We start from the raw sequence: 19,912 nt of genomic DNA on the forward strand, positions 1-19,912 counted from the left end.
TATAGTTTCGTCACGCTGAACCTGCTCGGCTTTTCAGGATGACGTTTTAATATACCTACAGACGGTTTTTAAATTTATTTAATATCGGCAATAATGGTTCTTTCTACTTTAGCAACCAGGCTTTCCGGATCGTCTGAAGCTACGGGAATAGGTTCGTGAACCTTTAATTTTATATGAACTCCCGGCTCCATTGGGAAATTGCCGTGTTTAAAGAGTTCCCAGGAATTATTGATGGTTATGGGAACAATAAGTGCTTCAGGCATTTGTTTAAAAAGCATTTGCATACCACTTACCGCAAACTTTTTAGGGGCTCCTGTTCTACTTCGTGTGCCTTCGGGAAAGATAACTGCAGAACGGTTGGTTTTAGTAAGATATTTAGCAAATTTACTCATTTTAATAAGCGACTCCCGTTTGTTTTTTCTGTCAATTAATACAGAACCTCCGTGGCGTAAATTAAAAGAAATACTGGGGATGCCTTTTCCCAGTTCTTTTTTACTTACAAATTTTGGATGGTGTTTTCTTAAATACCAAATTATGGGTGGAATATCGTACATTCCCTGGTGGTTTGAGATAAAGATACAGGGTTTTTCTATCGGGATATCGTAGGGATTATCAAAGCTAAACCGCGTACCTAATACATTTAGGCAACGCATTAAAAAGAAATTAAAGATATCTACACTTTTCTTATGTGCCTGGTAGCCACCTAGCTTTAGACAAAGCCATTGAATTGGATGAAAAACCAGTAGATTAATAAAAAAGAAAAGATAATAGAGGGCCGTTAGCGGATATGAAAGTATTTTTTTCATCACATAAATTATGCGGCTAAATTAAGTATTTAAGCCTTAAACCTGCAAGTACAAATGTGGGAAAGGGAAATAAAAAATGACTGGTTGAAAAATTGATTTTGTTCGTCATCCTGAACTTGTTTCAGGATCTAGTTTCAAATTAACCTAGAAGCTGAAACAAGTTCAGCTTGACGCAATAAGACTTTTCAACCAGTCATTTAATAGTTTATACTAGATATAGCTGCTTAGCAAAACTCGTTGTAAGCACCAACAAGGTTTTCGGCAATCATTTCTGCCGGACGGCCTTCAATGTGGTGACGCTCTAGCATATGTACTAATTCACCATCTTTAAAAAGTGCCATGGAAGGCGAAGATGGAGGAAAAGGTACCATTAAGCTACGCGCTTTTTCGGTAGCTTCTTTGTCTACCCCTGCGAAAACAGTTACTAAATTATCTGGTTTTTTTGCATTTTGTAAAGAGATTCTTGCGCCCGGTCTTGCATTGGCGGCAGCACATCCACAAACCGAATTTACAACTACCAGGGTAGTTCCTTCTTTTTTCATGGCGTTTTCTACATCTTCTACGCTGTGTAATTCTTCAAAACCAATGCTGGTAAGGTCTTCTCGCATAGGTTTTACTAAATCTGCTGGATACATATAGTTGTTTTTTTGTATTAAACTTTTGTAAGTTACAAAGATACCAAATTAACTTCAGGAGTCCATATTCCAATTAATTATGTGGAGATAGGATAAATTGATGAAGGCTTTTATTTTATGTTGGGTATCACAAGGCTCTACCTTTAAAAATTGCTGTAAGGCTTTTGGCTTTTAAATCTCATTTAATGAGTAAATTACCTGGTAGCAAGCTCACGAGCTTTTCTTTAAGAACCATTGAATAATTTCGAGCTAAGCCTTAGAGCATTTAAACCTTCATTGTCTACTAAAATAGTATCTTTGCCGCTTATTAAAAATTTTCTTCATGTTTAAGTGGATTGCCGCCGTAATTGGCTATATGTATTTTCGGTTTCCGGGAGCTATTTTAGGATTTATTGTAGGAACCCTTATAGATAACTGGAGCCGCGGTAGTGGTGGAGCATTTAAACAAATGTTTGGAGAGCAAGATCAAAAAGTTTCTCCCGGCGATTTCGAACTTAATTTATTGTCTTTATGTTCCCTGGTGATTAAGGCCGATGGGCAGGTTTCGCAATCTGAAATGGATTATGTGCGCTCTTACTTTGTGCAGGCTTATGGGAAGGAACGCGCTAATGCAACCTTTAGAACCTTTAATGAGTTGGTTAAGAATCGTGAAATTTCAGCATTAAGAATTTCACAGTATTTGGCCGCCAGAACAAAATACCCGGCACGTTTACAAATTATCCACTTTTTATTCGGAATTGCCCAGGCCGATGGAAAAGTAAGCGATGCTGAAGCACGGGTAATCCAGGAAATTGCCGGTTACCTTAGAATTGGCAGAATGGATTTTGAGAGCTTAAAAGCCATGTTCTTTAAATCGGCCGATAATGCTTATAAAATTTTGGAGATCGAGAAATCGGCCAGTGATGCCGAAGTTAAAAAAGCCTACCGCACGATGGTGAAAAAATACCATCCCGATAAATTAGGACATATGGATGAAGCCTACAGAAAAGGGGCGCAGGAAAAGTTCAATAAAGTCCAGGAAGCTTACGAACAAATTCAAAAGGAACGCGGAATATAATTTATAGCATGTTCCCTAATCTCCTTCTTGTAAAATTTCTAGCAATTCGGCTGAGGTGTAATATTCAAAAATCCGTTTTTTTACGGCAAAATCACTGTTTAAAATAATAGTGGCCGGTAGCGAAAATGGTGTTCCTTTGCGATTGGCCAGCAATAGTGCAAGTTGGTGAACCCCATTTCTTTGGGTAAGGGCTTGTTTGTTCACCAATTTTATATTGTCGAAATAGATGGTATCGGTAGTTTCAACATCCATTTCTACCGCGTAATAATCTGAATTTAATTTGTTTATTACTTTTTGGTTTGTAAATATTTCCCGCTCAATTTTTTTGCAATAGGCACACCATTCGGCGTGAAAAAAGATAAATACCGGCTTTGGTGCTTTTTTTAGTGCCTGTTCAAGTTCTGCCCAGCTTTTCCAATTTATTTCAGCTTTTTTCTGAGCATTTACGCTAGGAAATACCAGTAGTAGAATGAATAAAAAGTAGCCTTGCATTCGCATAATTCTTGTTTTAAAAATCGCCAAATTTTAATCCTATAAATACGGTTCTTGGCCGGTTTGGGCCATAGATATAATCGGAGTCCCTAAGTGGGCCCTGGTCAAAATCATTTTGGTAACTGTCAAATAGGTTTTGTACACCACCGCTTAGTTCTACGTGAAAATTTTCTATAGGATCAAAGTGATAGGTGAATTTTGCTGTCATATCCAGAAAATCTTCTGTGTCTATCAATTTTATAAAACCGGTTTCGCTAACAACCCGCGGTGCTATCATAGAGCCGGTATAGCTTCCGGTTAGGTCTAAATTAAAGTTGTCGTTTATGCTCCAGTTAGAATTTAAAAAGCCATAAACATTGGGCGAGCGAATAAATTCGTCTAAAATTACATCTTCTTCCCCGACAGAATCTCCATCGGCCTCATAAAGAACCTGGTTTTCTTTAAAGGTAGAACGTTGTATGGTGGCCCCGGCCTGGAAAAATAAAGATTCGTTTGGGGAAATTGTAAATTCCATATTAGTTCCCGCCACATAAGCTCCAGAGCCGTTTCGAGACTCCTCTAAAATAGAGCCATTGGGTAGCGAGGTGCCGGTACTAACTATGGTAAACGGATTTTTAAGACTTGTATAAAATCCTTCTATTAAAAAATTGGTCTGTACTTTATTGTAATTTTTAGTGAAATCAAAAGACGCTGTATAGGCATTGGAGAATTCACTTTCCAAATTTTCTGAAAGAATAACAAATCGCTGTTCCCCGCCAACCGAAGAGATATGCAGGTCTTCGTTAAAAGCCTGGGGCGCCCTAAATCCACGAGCATAACCTCCTCTGAATTGTAAATTTTCCGAGAGGTTGTACAAAATAGTTAAACGCGGGCTTAATACTGTTTCACTAATTTCTGTAGAACGTTGTATGTTTTGAATGCCATACAAACCATCTACGCTTACGTGATCTAAGCGAGCCCCAATTAATGCGGTAAAATCTTCAATGGGTTTCCATTCGTACTGGCCATAAAGCCCAATGCTATTCACCTTCTGATCAACAATGCGGTTATAGCCGGTAATCTCATCTTTTGTTTCATTTAGTTGATATTCCAGGCCGGTGGTAAGAACATCTTTATTAGAGAAGCTACGGCTATATTTTGCTCCTGAAACCACCGCAAGATCTGTGGTTTTTCCAAAAGCATTATTGGCCGCGATAGAATCGGCTTTGCTGCGGCCGCCACCTAAACCTCCGTAGTAACTGTCTCTATTTGTATGCTGCACAGAAATATAGGCTGAGGCATTATTTTTACGTTCGTCGTCCCATAATTCGTAGTCTAGGCCTGTAAAAATAGTGTTATGATCCAGTTCTTCGGTAATATCGGTAAACTGATGTGCCAGGTCAATACGGTCTCCGCCACGTCTATACTCTCTAATTCCGGTAAAATCCAGGCCAATTCTACTGTTATCATTGGGTCTTAAAAATGCTTTGGCACCCATGGAATTATTTGTAAGTTTTGTGATTTCACTAAACCCATCTTTATTGGCATCATAGGCATCACGATCGCGAAATATCCCATATACCGTAACTCCACTGCTTAAGTCTTCACTAACTACTGAAGCATTCAGGTTTACATTTCTATCGGCTGTTTCTCCATCTATAAGCGCAAGGTTTGAACTCACTTCCCAGCTATCGTTTATGGGTTCTTTGGTAATTACATTTACGGTTCCTGCAATGGCATTAGAGCCAAATAACGCCGAGCCACCACTGCGCACCACTTCAACCCGTTCAATAGTACTAATAGGTATTTGCTCTAAACCATAAACCCCGTTTAAGGCACTAAAAACGGGTCGGCTGTTTACCAATACCTGGGTATATTCACCTCCCAGGCCATTAAGGCGAACCTGTGTAAAGCCGCAGTTTTGGCAATTTGTTTCCACACGCACCCCCGACTGGTAATTAAGACCGTCTGCCAGGGAGATAGACTGGGTGGCTTCAAATAATTTGGGACTAAGCACATTTACAATTACCGGCGCTTCTTTTTTACTAATCCTGTTACGGGTAGCGCTTACCACCACTTGCTCTAAACCCAGGGCATCTTCAATGAGGGAAAAATTTATAGTTTGTTTTTTGTTATCTGTAACTTCTATCTCTTTACTTTGAGACCGATATCCCTGAGATCTTGCTATAATAGTAGTAGATCCCGTAGGTACATTTAATTCATACTTTCCGTTCACATCGGCATCGGTACCTATTGGTTTATCTTTTATATACACACTTGCAAAAGGTACCACTTCTCCGTTTGAGGTAATGGTACCCGAAATATTGGTTTCAGAATTTTGGGCCATGGCTATTGAAGTGGCCAGTGTCAATAGGGTAATTAACTTTTTCATATTTCAGAAATAAAATTTCAACTTTATATTTTTTTCAAATGTATAAAATAAATTTAGACAAGACTAAAAATATTGTTTTTTAAAATTAAATATGTACTTTTGGCTAGCAAAAAAAGCTGAGTATGTTTAGTTTTTCGGAAGAAAATTATTTGAAAGCAATTTTTCATTTAGAAAAAAAATACCAGGCAGGTGTGAGTACCAATGCCCTGGCGGAAGAAATGGAGACCAAGGCTTCTTCGGTTACCGATATGATAAAGAAGTTATCGGAAAAGGAGCTGGTGGTTTACAAGAAATACCAGGGGGTGAAACTAAGTGAATTGGGGAAGAAGACAGCCATTCAGGTGGTTAGAAAACACCGTTTATGGGAATATTTTCTTGTAGAAAAATTGGACTTTAATTGGGACGAGGTACACGATATCGCTGAGCAATTAGAGCATATTAAATCTGAAAAACTTACCCGGGAATTGGATAAATTTCTGGGATTCCCTAAGCGTGATCCTCATGGCGATCCCATTCCCGATGCCGAAGGGAACTTTAGCGTAGCAAATAAAATGTTGCTTGCTGAGCTTGATAAAGAGGAAAAAGGGATTTGCGTTGGGGTAAAGGATTCTTCATCTGAATTTTTAAGATTTTTAGATAAGAACAATATCTCACTGGGAAAAGAAATTAAAGTATTGGAAAAGGAAGCCTTTGATGGCTCTATGCTAATTGTTATAGAAGAAAGAGAATTAAGAATATCTCAATTAATATCTAACAACCTATATATAAAAACACAATAAATGGAAGATGTAATCGCTTATTTTGAGCAATTAGACCCGGTTTTAGCTGCATTGTTCGCTACAATTTTCACCTGGTTACTTACGGCTGCAGGTGCCTCCCTGGTTTTTCTATTTAAAAATATGAATAGAAAATTATTTGACGGTATGCTTGGGTTTACCGGTGGGGTTATGGTTGCTGCCAGTTTTTGGAGTTTATTGGCACCCGGAATAGAAATGAGTCCCGGCGAAGGTTTTGAAAAAACAGTACCACCACTTATTGGATTTGGGCTAGGTGCAATCTTTCTTTTTGGACTTGATAAAATACTTCCCCATTTGCACGTAAACTTTAAAATGAGCGAAAAAGAAGGGATTAAAACCCCCTGGCATAAATCTGTTCTGCTTACCCTGGCCATTACCTTACACAATATTCCTGAAGGCCTGGCCGTGGGCGTACTTTTTGGAGCTGCCGGTGCAGGGTTGGAAGGAGCGACTATAGGTGGTGCCGTCGCCCTGGCGCTTGGAATAGGTTTACAAAACTTCCCGGAAGGTTTTGCTGTTGCCATGCCACTGCGCGGACAGGGAATGAGCCGGTGGAAAAGTTTTAATTTCGGTCAACTCTCGGCTATTGTAGAACCCTTTGCCGCAGTGCTTGGTGCCTGGGCGGTATTGACCTTTGAGCCTATTTTGCCTTATGCGCTTTCATTTGCTGCCGGGGCTATGATTTTTGTGGTAGTGGAAGAAGTAGTACCGGAATCGCAAAAAGGAAATTATACCGATATTGCCACTATGGGCTTTATAGTTGGATTTATGGTGATGATGACCCTGGATGTTGGTTTAGGTTAAACCTTTTGCAACATTGGTTTAGTGTTTTAGTCTTTAATAATAAAGGCTATGCACATATTGATACCGAATCCAGGCTTAAGGCGATTTAATACGGTTTTTCTTTTCTTAAAACCGATTTCACCAATGCTTATTTTCTGTTTTTTCAGTTTTGTTGCAGGAGCACAGGAGGTGGAAATTACAGATTATTCTGCTACAACTTCTTTGGGGGAATCTTTCAATTTTAAAGACAAAAAAATTGTATTTAAAGAGGTATTGGAAGATTCAAGATGCCCAGATGATGTGACTTGTATTTGGGCCGGCGAAGCAAAAATACTGGTAGAAATAGTTGAAGGCAATAAATCTTTAGGAACAAAGATTATTAGTTTGCGTAGCAATGCAGTTACTAATGCGCCCGGCCTGGCCAGTTTTTTTAATGAGGATGTTAAGATAAAATTCCTGTCGCTTAGCCCGTATCCCAAAACTTCCCGAAAGATAAAGGCTTCAGATTACCAGCTTAAGTTGAAGATAACTGAAAACTTAGAAAATTAATCACAACCACAACCTAAAACTCCGCAGGCTTAGCCCTTAAAATGAATTTTATCATTTAAGAGACTTAGTACAAATGAGAAATAACCCTTATCTTGTAATTAAAAATTTATTATGGAATCAGTAATTTTAAAAGGAGAATCAAAAGAAGATTTAAAGTTGCTTATAAAACTTGCCAATAAACTTGGCATTGAAGCTCAATTTTTAAAGTCTAACGAATTAGAGGAATATGCGTTTGGATTAGCAATTGAGGAAGGAGTAAATGAAGAAGAAATGAGCCTGGAAGATTTTAAACAATCACTTTTAAAAGATGAAGGTAAGAATCAGTAAAAGCCTGGCAAAAGACACTGCAAAAATCACTGATAAAAAAGTTAAAGAAAAGCTTTTTAAAAAAATTGAAGAGCTTCAAAATGAAGAAAATTTAAATCAACAACCGATTAAAAAGCTTAAAGGATTTAAAGATTTTTATAGAATTCGAATAGGTGATTATAGATTGGGCATTAAAAAGTTGACTGAACAAGAAATTCTGCTTGTTCGTTTTTTGCAACGAAAAGAGATTTACAGATATTTTCCAAAAAGAGATTAATCACAACCACAACCTGAAACTCCGCAGGCTTTTGCTTTTTCAGACTTCTTTTTTAAAAAAGCGGGTTTCCAAATGAATTTTGTAAACATATATCCCAGGGCGATCGCGAAGGTGATAAAAACGAGTATTTCTTGTATTAGTGCCATAATTATGAATCTTTGATTTACATTTATTTTAATAATTGAAAAGCAGCCAGCGCTACAAAATAGGCGAATAAGGTCATAACCACCAATTGTAATACGGGCCATTTCCAAGAATTAGTCTCTTTTTTAACAATAGCCAGGGTGCTCATACATTGCATGGCAAAAGCATAGAATAACAATAAGCTTATTCCACTGGCAAAAGTAAATAGGGGGCCTCCCAAAATTGGGTTTATCTCTGCTGCCATGCGGTTCTTAATAGTTTCCTCTTCATCGCTGCCTACACTATAGATTGTAGCCAGGGTTCCTACAAAAACTTCACGAGCGGCAAAAGAGCTTATAATGGCAATGCCAATTTTCCAATCGTAACCCAGGGGAGCTACCACTGGTTCAATACCCCTTCCCATAATCCCGATATAAGAATTTTTTAATCTAAAAGAGGCGATTTCCTCTTCAAGTTGTTCTTCGGTTACGTTACTTTGGTTATCGTATTGTTCGCTCACTATTTGTTGGGCATTGTTGAATTTGTCTCCCGGCCCATAACTGGCCAAAACCCATAAAATAATAGATATTGCCAGGATTATTTTTCCTGCACCAAAAACAAAAGCTTTTGTTTTTTCTACCACATTAATCGCAATGTTTTTGCCCATGGGCATTTTGTAATTGGGCATTTCAATAACAAATTGACTTCGGGTTTTAATATTCAGAATTAAATTTAAGACCCATGCAGACCCAATAGCTACACCAAAACCAAGTAGGTAAAGCAGCATTAAAGTTAAGCCCTGCAGGTTAAAGCCCCAAACGCTTTCGTCTGGAATTACCAGGGCAATAATAATTAAGTAAACCGGTAAACGTGCCGAGCAGGTGGTGAATGGTACCACCAAAATGGTGATTAATCGTTCTTTCCAACTTTCAATATTTCGGGTGGCCATCACCGCTGGAATGGCACAGGCAGTCCCCGAAACCAGGGGTACCACGCTCTTTCCGCTAAGTCCGAATTTTCGCATAATGCGATCCATTAAAAAAACCACCCGACTCATATAGCCTGTTTCTTCTAAAATGGAGATGAATAAAAACAAAAAGGCTATTTGAGGAATGAAAATAACAATGCCCCCAAGCCCGGGGATAATACCCTCGGCAATAAGATTTGTAAAGGATCCTGCCGGGAAATTTATTTTGGTCCATTCACTTAAAAAGGCAAAGGTTTCATCAATAAGGTCCATAGGATAGCTAGACCAGCTATAAATTGCCTGAAATATGAGCAAAAGGATAGCGAAAAATATCGCGTAGCCCCAAACTTTATGAGTAAGGATGCGGTCTAAACGAGAACGAAGGTCTTTTGCTGAACTGGAATCGACCGTTAAAGTTTCTTTTAAAACACCATTGATAAACTGGTACCTAAGTATGGTTTCTTTATGCTGTAGTTTTTTTAACTCGGTATGGGATTTAGTTTCAAAATATGCCGAATTGGTAATCTCTTTTCTATTGATATTCCCAAAGTTAACATCCTGGGTAATTACCAACCAAAGTTTATATATAGATTGGTTGGGAAAAGCCTTTTTTAACCTTTCAAAATATTCGGGGGCTATTACAGGGGCATTCACACAGGGTTCATCTGGGATATGCCTGTAATTAATTATGGCTTCTTTGAGTTCATTAATTCCTGTGTTTTTACGGGCACTTACCAGGCAAACTTTTGTTTTTAAGCGTTCTTCCAGTAGGTCTACATCCAGGGAGATGCCTTTTCGCTCCATCCTATCGGCCATGTTAATTACCAGGATACTTGGAATTCCAAGGTCTTTAATTTGGGTAAAAAGTAGTAGATTTCGTTTAAGGTTCTCTACATCGCTCACCACCACGGCAACATCGGGGTAATCTTTATCGCTTTTGTTGAGCAATAATTCTATAACCACATTTTCATCTAGAGAAGAAGCATTTAGGCTGTAGGTGCCCGGAAGATCTAAAATATGCGCTTTTAGTCCGCGAGGGAGCTTGCAAATACCTTCCTTTTTTTCAACAGTTATTCCGGGATAATTCCCCACTTTTTGGTTTAATCCGGTGAGCTGATTAAAAACCGAGGTCTTGCCGGTGTTGGGGTTCCCTATTAACGCAACATTTATTTGTTTGGCCATCTTAGCTTATAAGGTCAATTTCAATAAGTAAAGCGATTTCTCTTCTTATGGCCAGGTGGCTACCGTTAATGTTTAAATACATTGGATCTTTAAAGGGTGCCAATTGCAACATTTTTACTTCATTGCCCGGCAAACAACCCATTTCCAGTAATTTTAACGGAATATTTTCTTCTGAAAATTCTTTGATAATCCCACGTTCTCCACGTTTTAGGTCGGCCAGAGTTCTAATCACTTTTATTTAGATTAAATTTAAACAAGACAAAAGTAAGGTAAAAATTCAGCAGTAAAAAATTTGATGGAAAAAAACTATTTTATCGATATTCCTGTTTTAAAACCTCTATATCGTGCATTAGGCTTTCTATGGCTTCGGCATCAGTACCATCATAAAAGCCTCTAATTCGTTTTTCTTTATCTACAAGCACAAAATTTTCGGTATGTATCATATCGTAAGGCCCGCCATCGCCATTGCTTTTAGAAGCCAGGTAAGATTTTCTGGCAAGCTCATAAATATGCTTTTTGCTACCGGTAACAAGGTTCCATTTTTCATCTAAAACGCCTTTTTCTTCCGCATAGGCTTTTAAAACGGGAACCGAATCGGTTTTTGGGAAAACGGTATGTGAGAGTAATAATACTTCGGGATCGTCTTTAATTTCCTCCTGAATATCCAACATATGATCGGTCATTACAGGGCAAATGGTAAGACAGGTGGTAAAAAAGAAGTCGGCCACATAAATTTTATCCTTATAGTAATCTTGCGTAATGGTATCACCGTTTTGATTAATCAACTCAAAATCTTTAACCGTATGGTATTTGCGCACGTGTTGTACAGTTGAATCTACTAATTCAACATTTACCATATCTGGTTGATAGACGGGTAGACGTTCTTTGGGAGTTAGAAGGGTGTAAATACTATACACGATAATTGCGGAGAGTATAAACAATACAATAGCAAATTTTTTAAGCCAGTTAAATAGGTTGCGCATATTTTTAAATTAACACAAATTGAACTAATACTTTTCTGAACCCGGTTTCCCTTATACATTAAAATCTGGGAAAACTTTCTGCAAAATTAAGGCCTGGTGATTAATTTGTCGCAGTTTAAAACTTAAAATTTCAGTGTGTTGAAACCGAAAGGCTTTTAACTTTTCTAGGATGCTATAAAAGATTACTTTTGTGCGACTTAAAAATTTGAAGAATTACACATGGATCCATTTATAGTTAAAGCCATACAGTTACTGTTAAGCTTGTCTTTACTTATTGTTTTACACGAACTGGGGCACTTTATACCCGCCAAGTTATTTAAAACCAGGGTAGAGAAATTTTTCCTCTTTTTTGATGTGAAGTTTGCTCTCTTTAAAAAGAAGATAGGCGATACTGTTTACGGTATTGGTTGGTTACCGTTGGGCGGATATGTAAAAATATCGGGGATGATAGACGAGAGTATGGATAAGGAACAAATGGCAAAACCCCCAGAGCCATGGGAGTTTAGAAGTAAACCAACCTGGCAACGACTTATTATTATGCTTGGAGGGGTTACTGTAAACCTGGTACTTGGTTTTCTTATTTATATGATGATTATGTTTGTTTGGGGTAAAAATTATATTGGCCCTGAGCAAATGCCGGAAGGTTTTGCAATAGCTGAAGAATTTAAGCAATATGGATTTAAAGATGGCGACCGGGTTCTGGAAATTAACGGTGAAGCCCTTCAAAATAGCGACGATGTAAATCGTTACCTCTTTATGCGCGATGTAAACAATATTACTGTTTTGCATCAGGATGGAAATGAAGAGGTTATTGAGGTGCCAGAAAATATAGGCGAGCAAATGTGGGAACAGGGCGTTATGTTGCCTTTTATTCCTATTCAAAATCCAGTTTTAGATAGTGTGGTTGCCGAAATGGCCGCAGCTAAGGCCGGCTTGAAAAAAGGAGATAGTCTAATTTCTATCAACGATAGGGAAATAGGTTATTGGCATACCATTGGCCCGGTAGCTGCCGAAAACAAAGGAAAAGAAGTAGAGGTGATTTTTAAACGTGGCGATGAGATAAAGAGCGCCATGGTTACGCCCGATGAGGAAGGGAAGCTTGGAATAACCCCGCGTCGTGATTTTGAAATTAAAACGCAAAAATATGGCTTTGTTGAAAGTATAAAACAAGGTTTTGATTATGGTTATTGGACCCTGCACGACTATGTCGCGCAATTTAAATATGTATTTACCCAAAAAGGAGCCTCTCAATTGGGCGGTTTTGGAGCTATTGGAAATATGTTCCCCGATACCTGGAACTGGAAAGGCTTTTGGCATACAACGGCACTTATTTCCATTATTCTGGCGTTTATGAATATTTTACCTATCCCCGCTTTAGATGGAGGGCATGTAATGTTCCTTTTATATGAAATGGTAACCGGAAGAAAGCCCAACGATAAGTTTATGGAAATAGCCCAAATGCTCGGCTTTTTTATCTTAATCGCTTTGGTTCTTTATGCTAATGGTAATGATGTATATCGCTGGTTATTTGAGTGATACGGAAGCGAGTAAAATTTATTCAAAAAAAAGTGGATTTTTGTTTTGTGGTGATTTAAATTTTGACTTATATTTGCAACCGCTAAAGAGCAAAACACTCCTCCTTAGCTCAGTTGGTTAGAGCATCTGACTGTTAATCAGAGGGTCCTTGGTTCGAGCCCAAGAGGAGGAGCAAAATAGAAGAAACCAGTCTTGAAAAAGGCTGGTTTTTTTCGTTTAAAGTCTTTTAGAGTATCAATGATATCCTTTTTTATCTTGAATCCAGGTGCCTTAAGTGCTCCAGATGTAGAAATTGATAATTAATTAGTAAATTAGAAAGGTGAGATACTTCAAAAGTGAAAAAGCTAAAGTGTTTATCGGTTTTTTGTATATGTTTATGGGCAGGTGCTCTGTTCGCCCAGGATGTTTCAAACGATAGTCTTTTAAACGCAGCTTCGGTTGCCGACACACTTAAAAAGAAAAGGACGGGTTTCCCGGTATATTTAAAAGAGGATAGCCTTTTTGTTGTGTTTGAGGCTTTGGGGCCATATACTGCCAGGGAGAGGGCTCAACGCAGTACTAATTTGATTAACAAACTTTTTCAAGGGGAAGAGGTAGACAGCACTCTATTTTACCTTCAAGAAAATTCAGGGCTCATTATCTTAAAGTATAAAGACCTGAGCCTCGCCAGTGTTACTCCGCAAGATGCAGTATTCTTAAAAGATTCACAGGAAAATCTTGCCCAGAGATATTTGACTTCCATCATTGAGGTAGGCCTCAGCTACCACAAAAAGGAGGTGTGGTACAAAAAATGGATTCGAATAGGCTTGTTGGTCCTAACACTGGTTGTATTTGTTTTTCTAATTAAATTCCTTAACCGGGGAATTAACTTTCTTATTCATAAATCTCTTGATAGAGAATCGGGCTATCTTAAAGGAATCAAGATTAAAGATTATGAATTTATATCGGTAAATAAGGAGAGGTGGCTTATTATGCAGGCACTAAAAGTTTTGAAATGGATCATAATCATTTTTCTTTTTAGTCTCGCACTCCCTTTACTTTTCAGTATATTTCCTGCTACCGAGCCACTATCTAATACCATTTTCAGCCATATAGTTAATCCTCTTAAGAATTTTGGAAATGCTATTCTGAAGTACATACCTAACTTGTTTACAATATTTATTATAGTTCTTATTGCCCGGTTTGTAACTAAGTTTTTGTATTTCCTTTCTACCGAAGTTGAAAAAGAAAAGCTGAAACTCCCGGGGTTTTATTCAGATTGGGCCAGGCCAACCTTTAACCTCTTAAGGGTAATTGTGTGGGCATTTGCCTTTATTACCATTTTTCCTTACTTACCGGGAAGCGACTCGGCAGTTTTTCAGGGCGTAAGTGTTTTTCTTGGATTACTTATCTCTTTAGGTTCTTCTACGGCTATTGGTAATATAATAGCCGGCCTGGTGATTACCTATATGCGTGCATTTAAGATAGGAGACCGGGTAAAGATAGGGGAGACAGTTGGAGATGTAATTGAAAAAACCATGCTTGTAACTAAGGTGCGTACCGTTAAGAACGAGGAAGTGGCTATTCCCAACGCCGCAATTTTAACCGGTAGTACTATAAATTATACCGCAAATGCCGGTAAGCTCGGTTTGGTATTGCACTCAAAAGTTACAATTGGTTATGATGTGCCCTGGCGGAAAGTGCACGAGCTATTAATTGAGGCTGCCTCGCAGGTAGAATCGGTTAATAAAGAACCCCGGCCGTTTGTACTGCAAACTGCATTAGATGATTTTTCGGTGAGTTATGAGATTAACGCTTATACCAACAACCCCCGAAAATCCCAACAAATCCTTTCAAACCTGCATGAGAATATCCAGGATGCCTTTAATGAAGCCAATATAGAAATACTCTCGCCGATATATTCTTCAATTCGCGATGGGGATCATCCAATTTTGAAGAGAAAAGACTAACATTCATTCATTTTATAGGTTGATTATCCCGGTGGAGAATTACAGTAGAAATCCGGGTAGCGGGATTTACAGGTTTTTCCAGGAACCCTTTCGGGATTCTAATTTATATTCAGCTTAAAAATATGTTGGATCTTGAAATAAATTCAGGATGAAGATTTAAAATAAAAGTTCCAGAACATTTTTATCAGTAGAAAAGGGCCGTATAAAACACTTCTTTCTAAATTAAGTAGAAACTTTATTTTAAGTGCATGCTTTTAAGACAGCTGTTGAAATACTGTAAATAATAAGAATTTATACAATGTAAAAGTGACTAAGGCGTTATATATGCTAAGGAATACACACTTAAACACTAATTTAAATGTATGAATATGAAAATTAATTATTTACCGGGAATTTTAGTATTAATGCTATTATTTCAATCGTGCTCAGAGAGCGACGATACCAATGAGCCAGATTTAAATGCCGTAGCTTTTTCGGCTGATTCACATGTGGAAACCTCAACATTGCCACAAAGTATTCTGGATTATATAACAGTAAATTACCCCGGACTTACCATTGTGGAAGCCGAAATTGAAGATAACCAGAATTTTGAAATTGAGCTTAGCAATGATACCGAGTTGATTTTTAATGCTCAGGGAGAATTTTTGGGAGTAGATGATGAGGAAAATGAATTTGATGATGAAGAAATTGATCCGGCAGTATTGCCACAGAATATCCTGGATTTTATAAGCGATAATTTCCCGGGACTGGGTATAGACGAAGCTGAGCTGGAGAACAATGGAAACTACGAGATAGAGTTGGATAATGATATCGAGCTTATTTTTGACGGAGAAGGAAATTTTCTAGGTCAGGCAAAAGACGAAAATGAAGATGAAGAGGGCGAAGACGAAGAAGATATTAATCCGGGTGAATTGCCGCAGATAATCCAGGATTACATCACAGAAAACTATCCCGATAATATCATTATTGAAGCAGAAGTTGATGAAGATGAATATGAGGTAACCCTGAATAATGGCGTAGAATTGGAATTCGACCTGGAAGGAAACTTGCTAAATGTAGAGGATGGAAATGGCGAAGATGATGATGACGACGATGACGATGACGGGGATGATGATTAAAGTTTAAAGAAAAAACAAATTCAATTACCTTAAGGCACAGCCTGGGGGTTTCGATTATCGAGTAAAACAGAAAAACCGGTCCTAAAAAGGCCGGTTTTTTTGTTTATGCGTGATAATGCCTTACAGGGTTTTAAAAAGTGATTTTTTCGGTCTTACTTTACGTTTTTCCGTAAGCTTGTTTTGTTTTATTGATTTATATTTAGCGAAACCGCAGGTTATCCTGAATTATATTTGGTTAAATAAGTGTATTTTGGGAGATAAAATGAGTTGTGCACAATTAATGTTAACGAAATATGAGAAAATTATTATTAATTATTCTATCATTTTTGATGTTCTCCTGTTCAGATAATGAGGCAAACAAGAAAGACTTTTTAAATTATAAATGGACTTTAAATAATGAAATTAAAATTGATAAAGGCAACTACCATTCATACACAAGTTTTGATCAAAAAAGGGGTAAAATGGTTGGAGATTCACTTATTCCAATTAAAACTTTAGATTCTAGTATAATTATCACCCAAAAAGTGGCTTTTGGAAAATATGATTCAAACTTAAACTTCATTCCAAATAATGATACTTTGATCACAGATACTTTATTTTTTGACATCAGAGATTTTAAAGGAAAAACAAAACTGTTGTTATTTGATGAAAATTTTTATCCAATTGCATATGACCTAAAAAGCAATGAAAAATTAAAGGAGAATAGAAAAATAAATAATATACCGTTTAAAATAGCCGGTTTAACAATAGGAGATTCTATAGACAGAAATGAATTTGAAGTTAAGGACGTGACAAACTTTGAAAATTTCAGTCTTGAATCTGTTGAATACATTCCCAATAATGATATAGATATGGAAATTATAGGTGACAATTTCATCCATTCTATAATACAAAGAAAAATTAGTTCCACTGATTTAGAAGACATTATCAAAGTTGTAAATTCAAAATTGAATATGGAAGCTGAACATGATCCAACAGAAAAAAATGGTGACTATGAATCAGAATATTATCGGTGGGGTAATAACGGTGTGGATATTACACTACAGAGAATGAAATATTTAGGGGATGATCCTTGGAAAAAGATGGCTTCAGATAATTATTGGACTTTATACTACGATGATAAAGTTACTCAAGCATTATTAAAATCAGAGTTTGTTGGATCTAAACCAAAATCTACGGTAATAAATTAACAGTGCACAACAATGGTTCATCGCAAGTAGACGGCAGCGTTAGAAAGAAAATAATTAACTTGACCAACAAACCAATACTAAGCCGACAAAGCCGCGCGCCTTACTTCATTAACTGGTTGTAAGCGAGATGTTTGGCAGCTATAATGAAGAAAGAACTCATACTAATAATATTATTTTTTTTACATCAAATTGTGTTTTCGCAAATTGAAGAAAGTACCTACGAATTGAATTCATTAGATAATTTACTAACAGATAAAGTTAAAAACATTGTCAGTCAAAATATTAATGAAAAACAAACCATCTTTTTGGGAGAATCAGTTCATTATAGTGGTTCTGATTTTATAGCCAAAACAGAATTTGTGAAATATTTAGTTAATGAACACGGTTTTAAGGATATTATTTTTGAAAGTGATTTTTTTGCTTTGTTATTTGACCATGATAAACGGAATTTATATTCAATTTGGAGTAAATCTAAACAATGCAAAGAACTTTTTGATTTTTTGAAAAAAAACAAAGTTACTATCTGGGGGTTTGATAGTAGAATTCCTACTGCTTATTCTCATAAATATTTCACTATAAAATTATCAGAGTTATTAAAAACAAATAATATCGAACTCGATGAAGAATTTACAAAACTTGTAAAAACCATTATAAAAGATGAATATGAAGTAATCAATACAATATCAAAAGAAGAAATTGAATATGTTAATGATTATCTCGCTAAACTTTTATCAAATGAATTAATTAAAACAAATAAAACATGGGTTCAAATTCTAGAAAGTTTCAAAAGTTCAGTAAAACTTTACACCGTTAAAGATAACAACTCAGATAAGAACAGAGTGAAAATTCGAGACAAACAAATGGCTAAAAACCTTGATTTTTTAGTGAAAAAATATCCTAATAAAAAGTTTATTATTTGGTTGGCAAACGGACATATGTCAAAATCTAACAATGAGTTAATGAAGGGGCAAACTATGGGTTATCAGTTTATACAATTAAATCCAAAAACTTCTTATCATATAGCTTTCGGTACCATTGAATTACCTCCTACTAGAACTAAAAATGAAACTGAAAGAGCTTCAAGAAAAAGTAAGTCCATTTTAAACTTCCTACCATCAATAAAGAAAAATTATTTTATAGATTCAAAAAAAATAATTTCAGCAAACAAAGAATTGATTAATAAAAAGTTTGATGATTTGTATATTTTTAATTTACCAAATAACAAAGCGAAATTACTTAATCACTTTGACGCTCTTGTTTTTATAGCTAAAGGAGAGGAAGTTAAATATGAAAAATAAATTACACTTGTAAGCAACGTATCCTATTAACAGCCCTAGTCCAGTTCTAAACTTAAAAACATTAACTTAAAACCCGTAAGTGACGGTTATACGAAACGTTACATTCAATTAAGCTGGAAAGAAATATGAATAAAAGAAAATTAAAGCTGATTATTTCAATTATAATTTTGGGAACATTTACATTGATTTTCTTTTCCAATTATACTATTGAACAAGCAACTGAGAATAAAACTTTTTTCGACGTATCAGCAATTGACAAAAACGAAGTTGGATTGGTCTTGGTGTAAGCTTCCCCTAATTAGAACTGCTTGATTGTCCAAAAATATCATTTTTCATTCTCCTGTCGGTACCGACAGGAGAATGAGTTTTTGCGTATGCTACGGGGGCCATTTTTCCCAGTGCATTATGTGGTCTTACATTGTTGTAATCTTCCATCCAGGTCTCGGTTTGTTCCCTTACCTGATTTAGATCTTCAAAGAGGTACTTATTGAGAACGCCTCTTCGATATGTTCCATTGAATCTCTCTATAAAAGCATTCTGGGTTGGTTTCCCAGGTTGAATATACTGAAAGTCGATTTCTTGCATCTGGCTCCATTCTGAAGCGATCTTAGCAACAAATTCAGGACCATTATCCATTCTTATTTTTTTGGGTTTTCCCCTGCGATTAATCAAATGGTTCAATACCCAGACGACACGTTTGCTAGGCAGTGAAAAATCAATTTCTATATGCAATGCTTCTCGGTTGTAATCATCAATTACGGTTAAGCCACGGAAGCGTCTTTTATTTTCTAGGACATCGGTCACAAAATCAATACTCCAGCAACGATTAGGAGCTATGGGAGCCTCCAGGGGTTCTTTAACCCTGGCAGGTAAACGCTTTTTTACCTTTCGTCTCAAATTTAAACCAAGTTTTTTATAGACCCTGTACACCCGTTTATGGTTCCAGGGCTTGCCTTCACTCCTTAGACGATCGTAAGCCATCCAGAAGCCTTCTTCGCTATGTTCTTTAGCTTTCTGTTGTAGAGCTTCTTCGATAGCAGTATCATCCTTTGGAATTGGCCTGTAATAAAAAACGCTTTTGCTCATATTTAAAACACGGCACGCCCTGCTAATACCGTAACGCGTAAGTTCTTTGGCTATGGTTCTTTTACGGCAGGGCTTTAAAGCTTTTTTTCGATGATTTCTTTGGCTATTTGATGATCCAGGGATAGATTGGCATACATCTGCTTCAGCCTTCGGTTCTCCTCCTCAAGGTCCTTCAGGCGCTTCAGCTCTTTGCCGTTCATCCCGCCATAACGTTCCCGCCACTTATAGAATGCAGCTGTACTAATACCATATTCACGGCTGATCTCTACGGCCGTTTTTCCGTTATCAAACTCCTTTAAAATCTTTGCGATTTGCTGTGGTGAATATCTACTCTTCTTCATAATTACTGTTTAAAGTTATAAAATATATTATACTTTTAAACAGTTCGTTTTTAAGGGTAGCTTACA

At 36.9% G+C, this 19,912-nt stretch carries 20 protein-coding genes and 1 tRNA gene; 12 read left to right on the plus strand and 9 right to left on the minus strand.

All coding sequences use genetic code 11. The features are described from left to right. Positions 1 to 74 precede the first annotated feature (74 nt). Complete coding sequence (locus I6U50_RS13260; RefSeq protein WP_193712068.1) at positions 75 to 806, minus strand: lysophospholipid acyltransferase family protein; 732 nt, start codon at positions 804 to 806, stop codon at positions 75 to 77. A gap of 224 nt (positions 807 to 1,030) precedes the next feature. Then, complete coding sequence (locus I6U50_RS13265) at positions 1,031 to 1,441, minus strand: BrxA/BrxB family bacilliredoxin (RefSeq protein ID WP_193712067.1); 411 nt, start codon at positions 1,439 to 1,441, stop codon at positions 1,031 to 1,033. Positions 1,442 to 1,763: 322 nt separating this feature from the next. On the opposite strand from I6U50_RS13265, the gene I6U50_RS13270 reads away from it, so the two are divergent. Further along, a complete protein-coding gene (locus I6U50_RS13270; RefSeq protein WP_198639187.1) occupies positions 1,764 to 2,498 on the plus strand; it encodes a TerB family tellurite resistance protein in 735 nt (244 codons plus the stop codon). 15 nt (positions 2,499 to 2,513) lie between these two features. On the opposite strand, the gene I6U50_RS13275 is transcribed toward I6U50_RS13270, so the two are convergent. Together I6U50_RS13275 and I6U50_RS13280 are read right to left on the minus strand one after the other, a co-directional pair. Beyond that, entirely contained in the window at positions 2,514 to 3,020 is a 507-nt protein-coding gene (locus I6U50_RS13275) for a thioredoxin family protein (protein ID WP_232805941.1), read from the minus strand. Next, positions 3,007 to 5,361 (minus strand): TonB-dependent receptor, encoded by a 2,355-nt coding sequence (locus tag I6U50_RS13280; protein ID WP_198639189.1) that lies wholly within the window; start codon positions 5,359 to 5,361, stop codon positions 3,007 to 3,009. Before I6U50_RS13280 ends, I6U50_RS13275 begins: the two co-directional genes overlap by 14 nt. A 122-nt stretch (positions 5,362 to 5,483) precedes the next feature. Here I6U50_RS13280 and I6U50_RS13285 point away from each other — a divergent pair, with 122 nt between their 5' ends. From I6U50_RS13285 to I6U50_RS13305, 5 genes are all read left to right on the plus strand, one after another. Further along, entirely contained in the window at positions 5,484 to 6,140 is a 657-nt protein-coding gene (locus I6U50_RS13285; protein ID WP_193712063.1) for a metal-dependent transcriptional regulator, read from the plus strand. Further along, positions 6,141 to 6,962 carry a ZIP family metal transporter gene (locus I6U50_RS13290; protein ID WP_198639190.1) on the plus strand — a complete coding sequence of 274 codons (822 nt, stop codon included), beginning with the start codon at positions 6,141 to 6,143 and terminating at the stop codon, positions 6,960 to 6,962. A 123-nt stretch (positions 6,963 to 7,085) separates the two neighbouring features. Then, entirely contained in the window at positions 7,086 to 7,490 is a 405-nt protein-coding gene (locus tag I6U50_RS13295; RefSeq protein WP_198639191.1) for a hypothetical protein, read from the plus strand. A 111-nt stretch (positions 7,491 to 7,601) separates the two neighbouring features. Beyond that, positions 7,602 to 7,817: a hypothetical protein gene (locus I6U50_RS13300; RefSeq protein ID WP_193712060.1), complete on the plus strand. Its 216-nt coding sequence runs from the start codon at positions 7,602 to 7,604 to the stop codon at positions 7,815 to 7,817. After that, positions 7,798 to 8,073 carry a type II toxin-antitoxin system RelE family toxin gene (locus I6U50_RS13305; protein WP_198639192.1) on the plus strand — a complete coding sequence of 92 codons (276 nt, stop codon included), beginning with the start codon at positions 7,798 to 7,800 and terminating at the stop codon, positions 8,071 to 8,073. Before I6U50_RS13300 ends, I6U50_RS13305 begins: the two co-directional genes overlap by 20 nt. Here I6U50_RS13305 and I6U50_RS13310 read toward each other — a convergent pair. The 4 genes from I6U50_RS13310 to I6U50_RS13325 form a co-directional block, all read right to left on the minus strand. After that, positions 8,070 to 8,219 carry a hypothetical protein gene (locus tag I6U50_RS13310; protein WP_193712058.1) on the minus strand — a complete coding sequence of 50 codons (150 nt, stop codon included), beginning with the start codon at positions 8,217 to 8,219 and terminating at the stop codon, positions 8,070 to 8,072. The genes I6U50_RS13305 and I6U50_RS13310 overlap by 4 nt on opposite strands. 23 nt (positions 8,220 to 8,242) lie before the next feature. Beyond that, positions 8,243 to 10,345, minus strand: coding sequence for a ferrous iron transport protein B (feoB, locus tag I6U50_RS13315; protein WP_198639193.1), 2,103 nt, complete (start codon positions 10,343 to 10,345; stop codon positions 8,243 to 8,245). A gap of 1 nt (position 10,346) precedes the next feature. Beyond that, positions 10,347 to 10,583: a FeoA family protein gene (locus tag I6U50_RS13320; RefSeq protein ID WP_394370625.1), complete on the minus strand. Its 237-nt coding sequence runs from the start codon at positions 10,581 to 10,583 to the stop codon at positions 10,347 to 10,349. Between the two features lie 73 nt (positions 10,584 to 10,656). Continuing rightward, positions 10,657 to 11,328, minus strand: coding sequence for an SCO family protein (locus I6U50_RS13325; protein WP_193712055.1), 672 nt, complete (start codon positions 11,326 to 11,328; stop codon positions 10,657 to 10,659). Positions 11,329 to 11,547: 219 nt separating this feature from the next. Between I6U50_RS13325 and rseP the strand changes: the two genes are divergently transcribed. The 6 genes from rseP to I6U50_RS13355 all read left to right on the plus strand — a co-directional run bounded on the left by rseP (position 11,548) and on the right by I6U50_RS13355 (position 18,419). Next, a complete protein-coding gene (rseP, locus tag I6U50_RS13330) occupies positions 11,548 to 12,864 on the plus strand; it encodes an RIP metalloprotease RseP (protein ID WP_198639195.1) in 1,317 nt (438 codons plus the stop codon). A gap of 98 nt (positions 12,865 to 12,962) precedes the next feature. Next, positions 12,963 to 13,036 (plus strand) — tRNA-Asn (locus I6U50_RS13335). 163 nt (positions 13,037 to 13,199) lie between these two features. Continuing rightward, entirely contained in the window at positions 13,200 to 14,813 is a 1,614-nt protein-coding gene (locus tag I6U50_RS16100; RefSeq protein WP_198639196.1) for a mechanosensitive ion channel family protein, read from the plus strand. Between the two features lie 362 nt (positions 14,814 to 15,175). Then, positions 15,176 to 15,931, plus strand: a complete 756-nt coding sequence (locus I6U50_RS13345; protein WP_232805942.1) for a PepSY-like domain-containing protein — start codon at positions 15,176 to 15,178, stop codon at positions 15,929 to 15,931. Positions 15,932 to 16,224: 293 nt separating this feature from the next. Then, entirely contained in the window at positions 16,225 to 17,121 is an 897-nt protein-coding gene (locus I6U50_RS13350) for a hypothetical protein (protein ID WP_198639198.1), read from the plus strand. 143 nt (positions 17,122 to 17,264) lie between these two features. Further along, positions 17,265 to 18,419 carry an erythromycin esterase family protein gene (locus I6U50_RS13355; RefSeq protein WP_198639199.1) on the plus strand — a complete coding sequence of 385 codons (1,155 nt, stop codon included), beginning with the start codon at positions 17,265 to 17,267 and terminating at the stop codon, positions 18,417 to 18,419. A 294-nt stretch (positions 18,420 to 18,713) separates the two neighbouring features. Here the strand turns inward: I6U50_RS13355 and I6U50_RS13360 are convergent. Further along, a protein-coding gene (locus tag I6U50_RS13360) for an IS3 family transposase (RefSeq protein WP_198639025.1) occupies positions 18,714 to 19,846 on the minus strand; the annotation gives its coding sequence in 2 pieces (ribosomal slippage) (positions 18,714 to 19,585 and positions 19,585 to 19,846; 1,134 coding nt in all). Between the last annotated feature and the right edge of the window lie 66 nt (positions 19,847 to 19,912).

The organism is Salegentibacter maritimus, assembly GCF_016236975.1.
GTDB lineage: Bacteria > Bacteroidota > Bacteroidia > Flavobacteriales > Flavobacteriaceae > Salegentibacter > Salegentibacter maritimus.

What these genes read in the sequence shown, in the direction of transcription:
- I6U50_RS13260 (WP_193712068.1), bottom strand. Translation starts at nt 806, where the DNA reads ATGAAAAAAATACTTTCATATCCGCTAACGGCCCTCTATTATCTTTTC.
- I6U50_RS13265 (WP_193712067.1), bottom strand. Translation starts at nt 1,441, where the DNA reads ATGTATCCAGCAGATTTAGTAAAACCTATGCGAGAAGACCTTACCAGC.
- I6U50_RS13270 (WP_198639187.1), top strand. Translation starts at nt 1,764, where the DNA reads ATGTTTAAGTGGATTGCCGCCGTAATTGGCTATATGTATTTTCGGTTT.
- I6U50_RS13280 (WP_198639189.1), bottom strand. Translation starts at nt 5,361, where the DNA reads ATGAAAAAGTTAATTACCCTATTGACACTGGCCACTTCAATAGCCATG.
- I6U50_RS13285 (WP_193712063.1), top strand. Translation starts at nt 5,484, where the DNA reads ATGTTTAGTTTTTCGGAAGAAAATTATTTGAAAGCAATTTTTCATTTA.
- I6U50_RS13290 (WP_198639190.1), top strand. Translation starts at nt 6,141, where the DNA reads ATGGAAGATGTAATCGCTTATTTTGAGCAATTAGACCCGGTTTTAGCT.
- I6U50_RS13295 (WP_198639191.1), top strand. Translation starts at nt 7,086, where the DNA reads ATGCTTATTTTCTGTTTTTTCAGTTTTGTTGCAGGAGCACAGGAGGTG.
- I6U50_RS13300 (WP_193712060.1), top strand. Translation starts at nt 7,602, where the DNA reads ATGGAATCAGTAATTTTAAAAGGAGAATCAAAAGAAGATTTAAAGTTG.
- I6U50_RS13305 (WP_198639192.1), top strand. Translation starts at nt 7,798, where the DNA reads ATGAAGGTAAGAATCAGTAAAAGCCTGGCAAAAGACACTGCAAAAATC.
- I6U50_RS13310 (WP_193712058.1), bottom strand. Translation starts at nt 8,219, where the DNA reads ATGGCACTAATACAAGAAATACTCGTTTTTATCACCTTCGCGATCGCC.
- feoB (WP_198639193.1), bottom strand. Translation starts at nt 10,345, where the DNA reads ATGGCCAAACAAATAAATGTTGCGTTAATAGGGAACCCCAACACCGGC.
- I6U50_RS13325 (WP_193712055.1), bottom strand. Translation starts at nt 11,328, where the DNA reads ATGCGCAACCTATTTAACTGGCTTAAAAAATTTGCTATTGTATTGTTT.
- rseP (WP_198639195.1), top strand. Translation starts at nt 11,548, where the DNA reads ATGGATCCATTTATAGTTAAAGCCATACAGTTACTGTTAAGCTTGTCT.
- I6U50_RS13345 (WP_232805942.1), top strand. Translation starts at nt 15,176, where the DNA reads ATGAATATGAAAATTAATTATTTACCGGGAATTTTAGTATTAATGCTA.
- I6U50_RS13350 (WP_198639198.1), top strand. Translation starts at nt 16,225, where the DNA reads ATGAGAAAATTATTATTAATTATTCTATCATTTTTGATGTTCTCCTGT.
- I6U50_RS13355 (WP_198639199.1), top strand. Translation starts at nt 17,265, where the DNA reads ATGAAGAAAGAACTCATACTAATAATATTATTTTTTTTACATCAAATT.